This window comes from Pseudomonas sp. GW822-FHT02E03 (assembly GCF_058802325.1).
In genome coordinates, this window is record NZ_JBXAOA010000075.1 from 1 (window position 1) to 13876 (window position 13876).

The following is a 13876-nucleotide window of genomic DNA, read 5'->3' on the forward strand; positions in this document are numbered from 1 at the left end:
CCCCCCCCCCCCCCCCCCCCCCCCCCCCCCCCCCCCCCCCCCCCCCCCCCCCCCCCCCCCCCGCTCCCACAGGGATTGGTGGTGCACACAGGTTTTGTGTTCACCCCCTTATCCTTGATTGACGGGTTGTGGCCCCATCAAACCGTATGCAAGTACCAGTTGTACTCAAGGTCGGAGATGGAGTTCTCGAACTCGGCCAGCTCGCTTTCCTTGCACGCCACGAACACGTCGATGTACAGCGGGTCGATGTAGCGCGCCATGACTTCGCTGTCGTCCAGCTCACGCAAAGCATCGCGCAGGTTGTTCGGCAGGCTTTGCTCGTTCTGCTCGTAGCTGTTGCCTTCGACCGGGGCGCCCGGTTCGATTTCGTTGGTCAGGCCATGGTGAATACCAGCCAGCACCGACGCCATCAGCAGGTACGGGTTGGCATCGGCGCCGGCTACGCGGTGCTCGATGCGCACGGCATCCGCTGAACCGGTGGGCACGCGTACCGCAACGGTACGGTTGTCGATGCCCCAGCTTGGCGAGTTCGGCACGTAGAACTGCGCGCCAAAACGGCGGTACGAGTTGACGTTCGGGCAGAGGAACGCCATCTGCGCCGGCAGGGTCTCGAGCACACCGCCGATCGCGTGACGCAGTGCGGCGTTCTGCTCGGGATCCTCGCTGGCAAAGATGTTGTTGCCTTCTTTGTCGAGAATCGAAATGTGCACGTGCAGACCGTTACCCGCCTGGCCCGGATACGGCTTGGCCATGAAGGTGGTGTCCATCTCGTGGTCGTAGGCGATGTTCTTCACCAGACGCTTGAGCAACACCGCGTAGTCGCAGGCCTTTATAGGGTCGTTGACGTGATGCAGGTTCACTTCGAATTGCGCCGGGGCGCTTTCCTTGACGATGGCGTCAGCGGGGATGCCCTGCTCTTTCGCGCCTTCGAGGATGTCTTGCAGGCAGTCGACGTATTCGTCCAAGTCGTCGATCAGGTAGACCTGAGTCGACATTGGACGTTTGCCGGACACCGGCGAGCGCGGCGACTGCGGACGACCGTTCACGTTGTCCTGGTCGATCAGATAGAACTCCAGTTCGAACGCTGCGCAAATGGTCAGGCCCATGTCATCGAACTTGCTCACCACCTGACGCAGCACTTCGCGAGGGTCAGCGAAGAACGGCTGGCCTTCGAGTTCGTGCATGGTCATTAACAGCTGCGCGGTGGGGCGCTTCTGCCAGGGTTCGATGCTGAGGGTATTGGGGATGGGGAAGCAGATTCGATCCGAGTCGCCGATGTCCAGACCCAGGCCGGTGCTTTCCACCGTAGAACCGTTGATGTCCAGGGCAAACAGCGACGCCGGGAGGTTAATGCCTTTTTCGTAAACCTTATGAAGACTGGTGCGTTCGATGCGCTTGCCGCGCACCACACCGTTCATATCCGCAATCAGAAGGTCGACGTACAAAACCTCAGGATATTTCTTAAGGAATGCGTTTGCTTCGTTGAGTTGAACGGCACGCAGAGGGACCGACATGATGCACCTATTAGCTGTTAATTATTATGTTCACTACCCTTTCACGAGCCCAGTCAATCCGAAAGGCAAAGTGAAGTCAATAGCGAACACTTGGCCTTTCAACCTTTATTTTCGGGCTTTTTTTGGGCACAAGAGTGCCAGATCAGTCTTGCGCACCGCGTAAATCCTGAAGATCTGACGTGTGGCGTTTAGAATTTTTTACATGAGAGTTGTTAATTAAAATCAACAAGGCTAAGCTCCGGAAAAGCTCGTTCAAGTGTGAAACTTCGAGGTGATAAAAATGGCATTCAAGCCATTGATCGGCGTTACTGCGTGCATCAAACAGATTGGCCTGCACCCCTACCACGTCAGCGGCGACAAGTATTTGCGTGCTGTCAGCGTCGCGGCTTTGGGGTTGCCCGTCGTTATTCCTTCCTTAGGCGAACTGACCGAAATCGATGACCTGCTCGCGCAGCTCGACGGTCTGTTGCTGACCGGCTCGCCATCAAATGTGGAGCCCTTCCACTATCAAGGCCCGGCCAGCGCCCCCGGTACGGATCACGATCCGCAACGGGACGCCACCACCCTGCCCTTATTACGCGCAGCCATCGCCGCCGGTGTTCCGGTGCTCGGCATCTGCCGGGGCTTTCAGGAAATGAACGTGGCGTTCGGCGGCAGCCTGCATCAGAAGGTGCACGAACTGCCCGGCATGCTCGATCACCGGGAAGCGGATCATCCGGATTTGGCTGTGCAGTACGCACCGGCGCATGCGGTTAGTGTGCAACCGGGTGGCGTGTTCGAAGCGCTGGACCTGCCGCAGGTGTTTCAGGTGAATTCGATTCACAGCCAGGGCATCGACCGACTCGCTCCCGGCCTGCGCGCTGAAGCTGTCGCGCCGGATGGTTTGATCGAGGCGATTTCGGTCGAGCACAGCAAGGCCTTCGCCGTTGGCGTGCAATGGCACCCTGAATGGCAGGTGCTTTCGAATCCCCCCTACTTGAGTATTTTCCAGGCGTTTGGCGACGCGTGCCGGCAACGGGCGGCGCTGCGTAATACGCGCTGACTTCAAACAGCATTCAACGATTTAACTGCCCCCGTGAGTCTGGCGGGCGTGCCTTTGCGCGCCGGTCGCTCACGTAATAGATGAACCGCAATAACAACAAGTACGACCAGGCAGCCAGGATGGCGGTGCCGAATAAGCCCTCCGGTATGGGTAAGCGCAAATCCCTGTAGGAGCGAGGCTTGCCCGCGCAGGCGGTGTATCAGGTAACGATGATGTCGACTGACACACCGTCTTCGCGGGCAAGCCTCGCTCCTACAGGGATCGCGTTGGCATCGTCCGGCCAGGGCTTGCAATCCACTCTTAAGTCAGGCCGCGTTGGCCCGACGACTGAAACCTGTTGGGAGTTTCATATGGCAAACGCCTCCAGCATCTACAGGAAGGCTCTTGAAGGTCACCAGGCACCGAAAAAGGTGTTGGTGAAAGTCGACCGCGTCACCAAGAAATTCGACGAAACCACCGCTGTGGACGATGTGTCCCTGGAGATCCATCAAGGCGAAATCTTCGCCCTGCTCGGCGGTTCCGGCTCGGGTAAATCGACGCTGCTGCGCATGCTCGCCGGCTTCGAGCGCCCGACCGAAGGGCGGATTCTGCTCGACGGTGTCGACATCACCGACATGCCGCCGTACGAACGGCCGATCAACATGATGTTCCAGTCCTACGCCCTGTTCCCGCACATGACGGTGGCGCAGAACATCGCCTTCGGCCTCAAGCAGGACCGTTTGCCCGCCAGCGAAATCGACGCCCGTGTCGAAGAGATGCTGCGGCTGGTGCACATGACCCAGTACGCCAGACGCAAGCCGCATCAGTTGTCTGGCGGCCAACGTCAACGTGTCGCATTGGCGCGCTCCTTGGCCAAGCGTCCGAAGCTGTTGCTACTCGACGAACCGATGGGTGCGCTGGATAAAAAGCTGCGCTCGCAGATGCAACTGGAGTTAGTGGAAATCATCGAGCGGGTCGGCGTGACCTGCGTGATGGTGACCCACGATCAGGAAGAAGCCATGACCATGGCCGAACGCATCGCGATCATGCACCTGGGCTGGATCGCCCAGATCGGCAGCCCGGTCGACATCTATGAAGCGCCAGTCAGCCGCATGGTCTGCGAATTCATCGGCAACGTGAACGCCTTCGACGGCACGGTGGTCGAGGATCTGGAAGGTCACGCGATCATTCACAGCCCAGACCTTGAGCAGAAGATTTACGTCGGCCACGGCGTGAGCACGTCGGTGCAGGACAAGTCGATCACCTATGCGATCCGCCCGGAAAAAATGCTGGTCAGCACCCTCAAGCCCGAGACTCGCTATAACTGGTCCGAAGGCAAGGTGCATGACATCGCCTACCTCGGCGGCCACTCGGTTTTTTACGTGGAATTGCCCGGCGGCAAGATCGTCCAGTCGTTCATGGCCAACGCCGAACGCCGTGGCGCGCGCCCGACCTGGGACGATCAGGTTTACGTGTGGTGGGAAGACGACAGCGGCGTGGTACTGCGCTCATGAGAACCTTCAATCAGCAGTTCCTGCGCCTGGTGCCCAGCGGCCGCAAACTGGTCATCGGCATCCCGTTCCTGTGGCTGTGCCTGTTTTTCCTGTTGCCGTTCTTCCTGGTGATGAAGATCAGCTTCTCGGAAGCGGCCCTGGCCATACCTCCCTACTCCGAGATTTACACCTTCGCCGAACAGAAATTCCAGCTGCTGCTGAACATCGGCAACTACTCGCTGCTGACCGAAGATGAGTTGTACATCTCGGCTTACTTCGGCTCGTTGAAGGTCGCGTTTTTAAGCACACTGATGTGCCTGGTGATCGGTTTCCCGATGGCCTATGCGATCACCAAGGCCAACAAGGAAACGCAGAACGTTCTGCTGCTGTTGATCATGATGCCGACCTGGACCGCAATCCTGATTCGCGTCTATGCGTGGATGGGCATTCTCAGCAACAACGGTTTGCTCAACGCGTTCCTGATGTGGACCGGGCTCACGTCGCATCCGATCGAGATCCTCAATACCAACACGGCGGTGTACATCGGCGTGGTCTATGCCTACTTGCCGTTCATGGTGTTGCCGCTGTACGCCAACCTCGTCAAGCACGATCACAGCTTGCTGGAAGCCGCGTCGGACCTGGGTTCGAGCAACTTCAACAACTTCTGGAAAATCACTGTGCCGCTGGCCAAGAACGGCATCATTGCCGGGTGCATGCTGGTGTTCATTCCAGTGGTCGGCGAGTTCGTGATCCCGGAACTGTTAGGCGGCCCGGAGACCCTGATGATCGGCCGGGTGCTGTGGCAAGAGTTCTTCAACAACCGCGACTGGCCGGTGGCATCCGCCCTGGCGGTGGTGATGCTGGCGATCCTGATTGTGCCGATTCTGCTGTTCAACCGCAGCCAGGCCAAAGAGATGGAGGGACGGGGATGAAACGCTTCGGATTTTCAAAGTTCATGCTGATTTTCGGCCTGTCGTTTATCTACCTGCCGATGCTGATTCTGGTGATCTACTCGTTCAACGCCTCGAAACTGGTGACGGTGTGGGGCGGCTGGTCGGTGAAGTGGTACGTCGGCCTGCTCGACAACACGCAACTGATGGGCTCGGTGGTGCGCTCCCTGGAAATCGCCTGCTACACCGCGATTGCCGCCGTGGCGCTGGGCACCCTCGCCGCTTTCGTGCTCACCCGTGTGACACGTTTCAAGGGCCGTACGCTGTTTGGTGGTCTGGTGACGGCGCCGTTGGTGATGCCGGAAGTGATCACCGGTCTGTCGCTGTTGTTGCTGTTCGTGGCCATGGCGCAGTTGATTGGCTGGCCGCAGGAACGTGGTTTGGTGACGATCTGGATCGCCCACACCACGTTCTGCGCAGCGTATGTGGCGGTGGTCGTTTCAGCGCGTTTGCGTGAGCTGGACCTGTCGATTGAAGAAGCGGCCATGGACCTGGGCGCGCGGCCGTTCAAGGTGTTCTTTTTGATCACCATCCCGATGATCGCGCCGTCGCTGGCGGCGGGCGGCATGATGTCGTTTGCCTTGTCGCTGGATGATCTGGTGTTGGCGAGTTTCGTCTCTGGCCCGGGCTCCACGACGTTGCCGATGGAAGTGTTCTCGGCGGTGCGTCTGGGCGTGAAGCCTGAGATCAATGCCGTAGCCAGCCTGATTCTGCTGGCGGTGTCGCTCGTCACGTTCATGGTCTGGTACTTCAGCCGCAAGGCCGAAGCCACGCGCAAGCGGGCGATCCAGGAAGCCATGGACCAGACCGCCAGCGAGTCCTGGCAGCAGCCGAAAAACCAGCGGGTCGAAGCAACGGCCTAGTGAAAATCCTGTAGGAGCGAGCGTCATCGTTCTTCGCGGGCAAGCCTCGCTCCTACTGTGTTCTATAAAAAGAAAATGGAGTTGTACCGATGAAAATGTTTGGCAGGACTCTGCTGACACTGTCCTTATTGGGCGCGATGGCTACCGGTGCCCAGGCCAATGACAAGGTATTGCGCGTCTACAACTGGTCGGATTACATCGCCCCGGACACGGTCAAGAAGTTCGAAGACGAGACCGGCATTCGCGTGACCTACGATGTGTTCGACAGTAATGAAACCCTTGAGGCACGCTTGCTGGCCGGTAAATCCGGCTACGACATTGTGGTGCCGTCCAACAGTTTCCTGGCCAAGCAGATCAAGGCTGGTGTCTATCAGCCGCTGGACAAATCGAAGCTGCCGAACTGGAAAAATCTCAATCCGGTGCTGCTGAAAAACGCCTCTGCCAGCGACCCTGACAATGGCCACGCTTTCCCGTACATGTGGGGTTCGATCGGTATCGGTTACAACCCGGCCAAGGTCAAGGAAGTGCTGGGCACTGATGCCCCAGTGAACTCCTGGGACCTGCTGTTCAAACCGGAAAACGCCGCGAAGCTCAAAGCCTGCGGCATCAGCTTCCTTGATTCACCGACAGAAATGCTCCCGGCCGCCCTGCACTATCTGGGCTACCCGGTGAATTCCCAAGACAAGGCACAGATCGCCGAAGCCGAAGCGCTGTTCATGAAGATTCGCCCGTCGGTGGCTTATTTCCATTCGTCGAAGTACATCTCCGACCTGGCCAACGGCAACATCTGCGTAGCGGTCGGTTACTCCGGCGACGTGCTGCAAGCCAAGGCCCGCGCCAAGGAAGCCGGCGACAAGGTGAAGATCGAATACAGCATCCCGAAAGAAGGCGCCGGCAGCTTTTACGACATGGTCGCCATCCCACGGGACGCGACCAACGTCGACAACGCCTACCTGTTCATGAACTTCCTGATGCGTCCGGACATCATCGCCGAGGTCACCAACAACATCGGCTACAGCAACGCCAACGCAGCGGCCACGCCACTGGTGGATGAAGCGATTCGCGACGACCCGGGCTCCTACCCGCCGCAAGCGGTGATGGCGACGTTGTATGCCATTCCAGATATGCCGATCGGTATTCAGCGGGTGATGACCCGGGGCTGGACGCGGGTGAAGCTGGGTAAGTGATTCACTCGGCATCACTGTTGAACCTGACATCGCTATCGCGAGCAGGCTCGCTCCCACAGTAGTCCGTGGTGGAACGCAGATTTGTTAACGACGCCGATCCCCTGTGGGAGCGAGCCTGCTCGCGATGAGGCCATTACATCCAGCATCAATGACAGCTTTGATCGTTCCCACGCTCTGCGTGGGAATGCCTCCACGGACGCTCCGCGTTCGGCTCTGGAAGGGACGCGGAGCGTCCCGGGCTGTATTCCCACGCTGAGCATGGGAACGATCAGTGGCAAGGTTTCAACCATTTTCCGTTCACGCAGCGCCTTACCACCGCTGCACTCCTCTCAGAAGAACGGTTTCACCTGGCTTCCTCGGTTAAGGTGAATTTCGGGCGCCCTCGGGCGCCTTTTTTTGTGTGGGCTTATGCACAAACCAGCGGCCATTCCGCCAGCGCCCGGTACCGCCCTTTATGGGATTCGAACAAGGTAAAGCGATCGGCACGCAGGAAAAACTCTGGCGGCGTAGCGGATTCGGGGACCGGTGCCCGGTAGTCGCGCATCAGGGTCAAATGCGGGCGGAATTCCCGGCGGGTGTCTTCAAAACCGAACGGCAGCATCGCCTGCTCCAGCGCATACACCAGGCGCAGCAGCTCCGGTGCCGCCTGAGCGGGCGCCAGCAGCAACACCCCGGAGCGACGCCAGACGTCCAGCCGATCCAGCACCACCGTCAACGGCACGCCGGACGTGCGCACATTGGCGGCGGCCTTGCAGACGCCCGCTATCTGCGCCATCCCCACCGTGCCGAGAAACAGCAGCGTCAGATGAAAGTTTTCCGCCGGCACCGGGCGTCCGATGTTGAGCCCCAGCGCGCTGCGCCATTGGGCGATGGCCCGGCGTTGTTCGGGGGCGCAGTTGAGGGCGTAAAACAGCCGTTTGAACGGCTCACGGGATTCATCGCTCATGTCTGGCACCTCAAGGCCTCGGGCCCTTTGATTTTACAAAGGGATACCACACCAGCAAGTGCATTTCTGGCACCACCCGGCAGGCGCGTTATAGTTGAAGCAACCGAATCGACGGGAGGGCGCCATGCGTCAGGTCATCAGCAAAGAGCCATGGTGGGCTGTGCCACCCAAGCCGGGCCAGGATGAATCCGAGCTGGAATGGGGTTGGCTGGTTCACTACAACGAAGGCGAGCCGCGCTTCGAGTTCATCAAGGAGCGGCCGACGGACAGCCAGATTCGTAACCGCAAGAGTTGCAGGACCACCCCGACGCCGGAGTGATCCTGCGGCGATGTTCAGGCTTTGACGAGCATCTCGAAACCGCCAAAAATCGCCCGCTGGCCGTCGAACGGCATCGGATTGACGTCCGGCTGCATCCGCGGATCGCTCATGAGTTTCGCCATCCCGGCGTCACGGGTGGCCTTGTCTGGCCAGACGATCCAGGAAAACACCACGGTTTCGTCTTCCTTGAGTTTTACTGCCATGGGAAATGAGGTCAGTTTGCCATCGGGCACGTCATCGCCCCAGCATTCGGCGAGACTGAGTGCGCCGCTTTCCTTGAAAATTTCGGCAGCGGATTGTGCGTGTTGCTTGAATTTTTCGCGGTTGGCGGTGGGTACTGCAGCGACGAAGCCATCAACGTAAGCCATGATCGTTCTCCTTCGGGTTATGGGGTGATCTGCTGGGTAGTCGAATCAACGTGGCTAAAATCGACAGTTCCTGCATCCAGACCGACCGACGGCTCGACGGTCTCCTCCAGGCTGCCCTCAATTTGCCTGGCCATGTACAGCGTTCCGGCCATGACGCCGGTTGCGGGGTTATCCACCAGCTTCACCCATGCCTTGTCGAACGAATTGCCCAGGCTGCTGCGGATCAGCGCTTCGCTATCGGGCCGGTCGTTGGCCTGGATAATTGCGCGCACCCCCGCCACTCCCACGGAGATCAGCGCACCGGCCGCCTTCCCCGCCATTGCCGCCACCGCACTGGCCGCCCCTCGCGGGGCCATTTCGGCTTGTATTCGCTTACTGGCACGCTTGGCTACCGGCGCCATGCCAGCGTCCGTCGAGGCGATGCCCTTCTCGCCGCCCGCCGTATGGATCTTCTCGATCAACGCCAGATAGGCCGGCAATTTGCTCAGTTCGGCATGCACCACCTGATACAGCGAAGCGTCACGGGCAGGCGGCGGGCCCAGTGAAATAGCCGGAATTTTCTGGATGCGACCGTTGAGCTGCGCCATTGGCACGCCATGACGTTTGGAAATAACTTCGAGCTGCTGCCCCATCAATTGCACATAAAACTCTGTCGCCTGGCCGAGGATCGCGTCGGGATCGATCTCCACCGCCACCGGTTCCAGCACGCGCCGGTGATATTGCTCCAGCAGATAGGCCGCCAGGCGTTTGGTTGCCGCATCCTGCTCGTCTCCGGCATTGATGGCGTACCAGCTGACTTTCATCGACAGCCATTCCTGGGTCCAGTAGCTGCTGAACCACGGAATGAAGACTTCTTCGGTTTGCTGATAAACCCGCGTGCGCCAGTGCTCCATAGACCCGCGGGCGTAGACCCTGGCCTGTTCGGTGGCCTGTTGCGAAGCGGCGACAATCTCCCGGTCCACCTGCTGCCAGGTGCTCTGGGACACCACCACCGGCACCACGATTACCGGGGCAGGCGTGGGCGTGGCGCATCCCGCCAATATCACCAACACAGCGACGATCAGCGAACGCAGGTTCAAGATCGCGGGGTCCTACAGACTGCGTCGAACGGAGTGTCCGACGCTAAACAGCGTACTGATTTGAGTATAGGTCGGGGGCGGGCGTGGCGAGGGAGCTTGCTCCCGCTGGGGCGCGGAGCGGCCCTGAAACCTGCCAACCGCAGTGGTTCAGATATAACGCAGGTGTCTTTTATTGCGACTGCTTCGCAGCCGAGCGGGAGCAAGCTCCCTCGCCACAATGGATCCCTGGGTTCCTATTTCCCCCTGCGCAGATCGCCACCATCATTCACGTCAATACTTACCATCGCCGCGAATGCCTTCCGCAAAAAAACCATCAGGTGCAGGATCAATCTCATCCCTATTTCAACCCCGCACCGGAGGGGCAAATCATGTTGATCCATCTCCTGACCTGCCTGGCCCTGACGGCCGTTACCCTGACCTTGTTTTCCCGCTTCGTGCTGGATATCGGTCAAACCGAGGAACCGAAATCATGATTCATTCCGTCAGCCTCGCCGTGAGCTTCCCGGTATTCGGTAGCAACTACTATTCGCAGCAGGTCGTGTCTCGCAAAGCAGTCGCGCTGGTGTTCGATGAGCACTTCGAGGCCTTGCTGATGCCGGCAGCGGCCAACCACTTCAGTAACGAAGTGGTCGGGCTCAACGATCAGTTCCGCTTTTTGAATGATGTGCTGGTTGAGCATCTACTGGAGACTGAAATGGCTCAGCATCCGTCACGGGCGGGACAAGCGTTCACCTTCTGACACGCTGGGTGATGCTGTGATGGCTGGTCAGCGTGGGCCGCCACCGGGACCACCACCGAAACCTCCATGATGGCCACCACCACCACCACCACCACCACCACCACCACCACCCGGCGGGAAGAACATCCAGCAGCCCGACAGGGACGACAACAAAGCGAATACCAACGCCACTTTTACAACTCTGTTCAACATCATTACTTCACTCTCTATTTAGGCGAGAAAAACAACCTTTCTCGCCCTTTCAGACAGTGTTGACCGGGCTTTGAGCACCGTTTCAATGTAAAGAATGGGTAATGGTTGTATCGAAAATGACTCATATTCCACAGTATTTTCAGGGCGCGAGCCTATCGGTGATGGCTGTTTCCCCCTCCGGCACGACCTCCAACTTTCTCCAACCGCGACAGTCATGCACGCTGCCTCTGCAAGAATCCTGATACAAAGCCGGGTGCTCACCGAGCATCGCCATCAAGGCTTCTGAGCAACTGCTCCAAACCCCAACAATCTATAAGTTTTATGAATTTTTTTCCGGAGTCATTTAATCCAGAGTCTTGATGAAAAAACCTCGCCAGAACCGGGCAACCAGCAACGTAAAGAACGCCCCTGCCACGGCCAGCGCCATGTCGGCTTGAGAGTCCCATGGGTCATTTTGTGCAGCGACGAATGCCTTCGCCGTGTCTTTTCCCAGGAACTGCCCACCTATCCATTCCACGATTTCATAGACAGCCGAGGTCGACAGCACAATGTTCAGCGCGACAAAACCCACCCAGAAACCCCGCAGCGGCGTGATTCGCACCAGCACTTCCCGAATCGGATACACCAGCAAGAGTCCATATGTCAGATGGACCAGCCGATCGTAATGATTGCGCTCAAACCCAAGGGTTTTGTTCAGGCTGACGCCGGTCAAGGCAGAGCACCAGCGGTCGTAGGGCACCAGCGCATAGGTGTAGTGCGACCCCAGCTCATGAATGCAGAGAAATACGAACACCAGGCTGATGGAAACGGCAGACAGGCGGAACCGTCGAGAGACGCCCACCAGGACCATCACCAGCAGCAGGGCCAGCAGGTTTTCCAGGACCCAATCCACTCGGCTATGAGGTGAAATACCCAGCGCTGCGATGATGAGAAGAAAGGCAATCAACAGCGCCAGGTCGTATCGCGGATGCTCCTTGGGCGTCATGACCGGCAGAGGTCTGCTGTGAGCACTCAGGTCTTTTGCGCCGATCGACTTGCTCATTGGGCGCCTTCTTCTCGAGTCTTTTAAATTCGAGACGCGGCCGCGTCGCAAGTTCGTTTTTTCTGGGCGGGTATTGCGGCCCGATACCCGCCCCCAACGCTTATCAAGGCCGGCGCACCGCCCTCACCTTCCCGCTGTTGCCGCCGCCACAGAAAAACCGGTCGTGGCCATCGAACTCAAGTCCCGAGACCCCGACGCCAGCCGGCATCTGGACGCTCTCCAGCACCTCGCCCGTGACCGGATCGACTCGCCGCAATTCGCTCTCGTCACCCTCCCAGGTGCCGTGCCATAGGTCGCCCTCGACCCAGGTTACCCCGGTGACGAAGCGGTTGGATTCGAGCGTGCGCAGCACTGCCCCGGTCTGGGGATCGACCTGATGAATCTTGCGCTCGCGATATTCACCCACCCAGAGCGTCCCTTCGGCCCAGGCGAGCCCCGAGTCACCACCGCCGCCGGGCGCAGGGATGGTGGAGAGTACACGGCCGGTCTGTGGGTCGATTTTCTGGATGCGATCCTCGGCGATCTGAAACAGGTGCTGACCGTCGAAGGCTGTACCGGCATGGGCGGCGACATCGATCGAGCGCAGCGTCTTGCCGCTTGCAGGGTCCAGGGCGTTGAGTTTGTCGCCGGAGGCAAACCAGACCTGCTGGCCGTCATGGGTGACGCCATGGACGCTGTCGACGCCTGGGAAAGGACCGTATTCGCGGATGATTTCGGCTGTTGAATGTTTCATGTCTTGCTCCTCGTTCACTGGGTTGGTGAAGTGGATGCTAGTCATTGGGCAGCAACCCTGTGAGTAACAATACCGTCGCGAATCCTGGGACCTGCGGGGTCATCCAGCGACGGGCCCGGCCATGACCGAACGACTGCACCTTGCCCGCAACCGCCAGCGTGTCGAGGGCTCGTTGCACGGTGCGCTGACTGGCGCCAAGCGCCAACGCCAGGGCCGAACTCGACCACGATTCGCCGTCAGCGAGGAAGGCGAGCAGCGTCGCATGCTGCTCTTCGACAGGCCGCGCCAGCACCACGACGTCACGCGCATCCTGCGGCACCAACGCAAACCCTCGCGGGGTCGCGACGACATCGGCGATCAGGTGCAGCGCCGCGCGCAGCCGCCCGAGCTCGACGCGCAACCGCGCGCGATGGGAGTCATCCGCGACTTTCATACGAAAGGCGCGCGCAATCAACGTCTCCCTTGGCACGTCGGCAGGCCACGCTTCGCCCAACGCCCGGGCGAGCGCGAATAACACCGGCCGGCGGGCGAGTGAAACCGCCGAGCCTGCATCGCGCACGACATACCGGCAGGCGTCCACGACCAGCTTAGGGGATGCCAATAACGCTTCAATCTCATCGAGCAGCAGCGGCTGTTCCTGGCCACCGACAATCAGCCGCGCCGCCGGTGTGTCGAGGATGCGGGCGGCGCTTTCGACCTCGGCCGTCAACGCGGGGATAGCGGCATGTTGTGCGGCACGCTCGGCCCGTTCAAGTGCAGCGCGCGCTGCTTTTGTTTGCAGGCGACGCATCGCAATGCCTGCCACGACCAGCTCGTAGGCCGCCTTCGATGCGGGCGGTAACGGTGTCGGATCGAGTTCGGCGAGCCGGTGCTCAGCCTCGTCGAGGTGCCCGATCAACAGCAAGCGGCGGATTTCGAGGTACCGCGCATGGGCGGCGTTGACCCAGTCGCCGTGCGCCTGAAGCGTCACCCGCGCGGCGTCGAGTGCCTTGGTTGGCCAGTTCAGGTCCCGCGAGGCGAGCGCGATCTCGGCCTCGGCGACGACACATCGCGCGCGGGCCAACGCCTCTTTCGGCGCGAAAGCACGTGCGGCGCTGCGCACCAGCGCCTTCGCGCGCACCAGGTCTCCCAGCTGCGCCATCGCGATGCCACGAAGCGCGAGCGCCGGCGCATCGTCGCGCAAGGCGATGCGGTTCAGCGCGCCGAGGGGATCACCCGCCGCAAGCGCACGCGCTGCAGCGGTGATCAGCGAATCCATCTGAAGCGCGCCACCTGTCACCCCCACCGTCCGATGCCCGCTGATCAGTCTATCTCACGACCGCCCGGCCGCACGCTGATCGACCGCAGGCTCGACAGCTCCTACATCTATGGTTACCCCCTTTTCTGCAATACTGTTCTTGATGCGTGTTTGGCTTGCTTTCATCTATCCG

Annotated in this window: 15 protein-coding genes; 7 read left to right on the plus strand and 8 right to left on the minus strand. The window is 59.8% G+C overall.

Annotation, left to right across the window (positions count from 1 at the left end; all coding sequences use genetic code 11):
* Positions 1–137: 137 nt before the first annotated feature.
* Entirely contained in the window at positions 138–1514 is a 1377-nt protein-coding gene (locus AC1RQB_RS27395; RefSeq protein WP_063343317.1) for a glutamine synthetase family protein, read from the minus strand.
* A gap of 280 nt (positions 1515–1794) precedes the next feature.
* Between AC1RQB_RS27395 and AC1RQB_RS27400 the strand changes: the two genes are divergently transcribed.
* The 5 genes from AC1RQB_RS27400 to AC1RQB_RS27420 all read left to right on the plus strand — a co-directional run bounded on the left by AC1RQB_RS27400 (position 1795) and on the right by AC1RQB_RS27420 (position 7028).
* A complete protein-coding gene (locus AC1RQB_RS27400; RefSeq protein ID WP_063343316.1) occupies positions 1795–2556 on the plus strand; it encodes a gamma-glutamyl-gamma-aminobutyrate hydrolase family protein in 762 nt (253 codons plus the stop codon).
* Positions 2557–2906: 350 nt separating this feature from the next.
* On the plus strand, positions 2907–4049 hold the full coding sequence (gene potA / locus AC1RQB_RS27405; protein WP_063343315.1) for a polyamine ABC transporter ATP-binding protein: 1143 nt from the start codon (positions 2907–2909) through the stop codon (positions 4047–4049).
* Between the two features lie 29 nt (positions 4050–4078).
* On the plus strand, positions 4079–4960 hold the full coding sequence (locus tag AC1RQB_RS27410) for an ABC transporter permease subunit (RefSeq protein ID WP_162130620.1): 882 nt from the start codon (positions 4079–4081) through the stop codon (positions 4958–4960).
* A complete protein-coding gene (locus tag AC1RQB_RS27415; RefSeq protein WP_063343314.1) occupies positions 4957–5841 on the plus strand; it encodes an ABC transporter permease subunit in 885 nt (294 codons plus the stop codon). Before AC1RQB_RS27410 ends, AC1RQB_RS27415 begins: the two co-directional genes overlap by 4 nt.
* An 89-nt stretch (positions 5842–5930) precedes the next feature.
* Positions 5931–7028, plus strand: coding sequence for a polyamine ABC transporter substrate-binding protein (locus AC1RQB_RS27420; RefSeq protein ID WP_063343313.1), 1098 nt, complete (start codon positions 5931–5933; stop codon positions 7026–7028).
* Between the two features lie 406 nt (positions 7029–7434).
* Here the strand turns inward: AC1RQB_RS27420 and thpR are convergent, their stop codons facing one another.
* Complete coding sequence (gene thpR / locus AC1RQB_RS27425) at positions 7435–7974, minus strand: RNA 2',3'-cyclic phosphodiesterase (RefSeq protein ID WP_063343312.1); 540 nt, start codon at positions 7972–7974, stop codon at positions 7435–7437.
* A gap of 124 nt (positions 7975–8098) precedes the next feature.
* On the opposite strand from thpR, the gene AC1RQB_RS27430 reads away from it, so the two are divergent.
* Positions 8099–8293, plus strand: a complete 195-nt coding sequence (locus tag AC1RQB_RS27430) for a hypothetical protein (protein WP_008011745.1) — start codon at positions 8099–8101, stop codon at positions 8291–8293.
* 14 nt (positions 8294–8307) lie between these two features.
* On the opposite strand, the gene AC1RQB_RS27435 is transcribed toward AC1RQB_RS27430, so the two are convergent.
* Both AC1RQB_RS27435 and AC1RQB_RS27440 read right to left on the minus strand, forming a co-directional pair.
* On the minus strand, positions 8308–8661 hold the full coding sequence (locus tag AC1RQB_RS27435; RefSeq protein ID WP_008068166.1) for a DUF1428 domain-containing protein: 354 nt from the start codon (positions 8659–8661) through the stop codon (positions 8308–8310).
* 17 nt (positions 8662–8678) lie between these two features.
* On the minus strand, positions 8679–9740 hold the full coding sequence (locus AC1RQB_RS27440) for a hypothetical protein (RefSeq protein ID WP_063343311.1): 1062 nt from the start codon (positions 9738–9740) through the stop codon (positions 8679–8681).
* 469 nt (positions 9741–10209) lie between these two features.
* Between AC1RQB_RS27440 and AC1RQB_RS27445 the strand changes: the two genes are divergently transcribed.
* Positions 10210–10479 (plus strand): hypothetical protein, encoded by a 270-nt coding sequence (locus tag AC1RQB_RS27445; protein WP_008068154.1) that lies wholly within the window; start codon positions 10210–10212, stop codon positions 10477–10479.
* A 27-nt stretch (positions 10480–10506) separates the two neighbouring features.
* Here the strand turns inward: AC1RQB_RS27445 and AC1RQB_RS27450 are convergent, their stop codons facing one another.
* From AC1RQB_RS27450 to AC1RQB_RS27465, 4 genes are all read right to left on the minus strand, one after another.
* Positions 10507–10674, minus strand: a complete 168-nt coding sequence (locus tag AC1RQB_RS27450) for a hypothetical protein (RefSeq protein WP_198537217.1) — start codon at positions 10672–10674, stop codon at positions 10507–10509.
* Between the two features lie 340 nt (positions 10675–11014).
* A complete protein-coding gene (locus AC1RQB_RS27455) occupies positions 11015–11713 on the minus strand; it encodes a DUF2238 domain-containing protein (RefSeq protein WP_063343310.1) in 699 nt (232 codons plus the stop codon).
* A gap of 103 nt (positions 11714–11816) precedes the next feature.
* The gene (locus AC1RQB_RS27460; RefSeq protein WP_063343309.1) at positions 11817–12446 is read right to left on the minus strand and encodes a Vgb family protein; all 630 of its coding nucleotides are present in this window, start codon (positions 12444–12446) and stop codon (positions 11817–11819) included.
* 37 nt (positions 12447–12483) lie between these two features.
* Positions 12484–13704: a hypothetical protein gene (locus AC1RQB_RS27465; RefSeq protein WP_063343308.1), complete on the minus strand. Its 1221-nt coding sequence runs from the start codon at positions 13702–13704 to the stop codon at positions 12484–12486.
* Between the last annotated feature and the right edge of the window lie 172 nt (positions 13705–13876).

Coding starts and splice junctions, on each gene's coding strand:
- AC1RQB_RS27395 (WP_063343317.1), bottom strand. CDS start 1,514: ATGTCGGTCCCTCTGCGTGCCGTTCAACTCAACGAAGCAAACGCATTC.
- AC1RQB_RS27400 (WP_063343316.1), top strand. CDS start 1,795: ATGGCATTCAAGCCATTGATCGGCGTTACTGCGTGCATCAAACAGATT.
- potA (WP_063343315.1), top strand. CDS start 2,907: ATGGCAAACGCCTCCAGCATCTACAGGAAGGCTCTTGAAGGTCACCAG.
- AC1RQB_RS27415 (WP_063343314.1), top strand. CDS start 4,957: ATGAAACGCTTCGGATTTTCAAAGTTCATGCTGATTTTCGGCCTGTCG.
- AC1RQB_RS27420 (WP_063343313.1), top strand. CDS start 5,931: ATGAAAATGTTTGGCAGGACTCTGCTGACACTGTCCTTATTGGGCGCG.
- thpR (WP_063343312.1), bottom strand. CDS start 7,974: ATGAGCGATGAATCCCGTGAGCCGTTCAAACGGCTGTTTTACGCCCTC.
- AC1RQB_RS27430 (WP_008011745.1), top strand. CDS start 8,099: ATGCGTCAGGTCATCAGCAAAGAGCCATGGTGGGCTGTGCCACCCAAG.
- AC1RQB_RS27435 (WP_008068166.1), bottom strand. CDS start 8,661: ATGGCTTACGTTGATGGCTTCGTCGCTGCAGTACCCACCGCCAACCGC.
- AC1RQB_RS27445 (WP_008068154.1), top strand. CDS start 10,210: ATGATTCATTCCGTCAGCCTCGCCGTGAGCTTCCCGGTATTCGGTAGC.
- AC1RQB_RS27450 (WP_198537217.1), bottom strand. CDS start 10,674: ATGATGTTGAACAGAGTTGTAAAAGTGGCGTTGGTATTCGCTTTGTTG.
- AC1RQB_RS27455 (WP_063343310.1), bottom strand. CDS start 11,713: ATGAGCAAGTCGATCGGCGCAAAAGACCTGAGTGCTCACAGCAGACCT.
- AC1RQB_RS27460 (WP_063343309.1), bottom strand. CDS start 12,446: ATGAAACATTCAACAGCCGAAATCATCCGCGAATACGGTCCTTTCCCA.
- AC1RQB_RS27465 (WP_063343308.1), bottom strand. CDS start 13,704: ATGGATTCGCTGATCACCGCTGCAGCGCGTGCGCTTGCGGCGGGTGAT.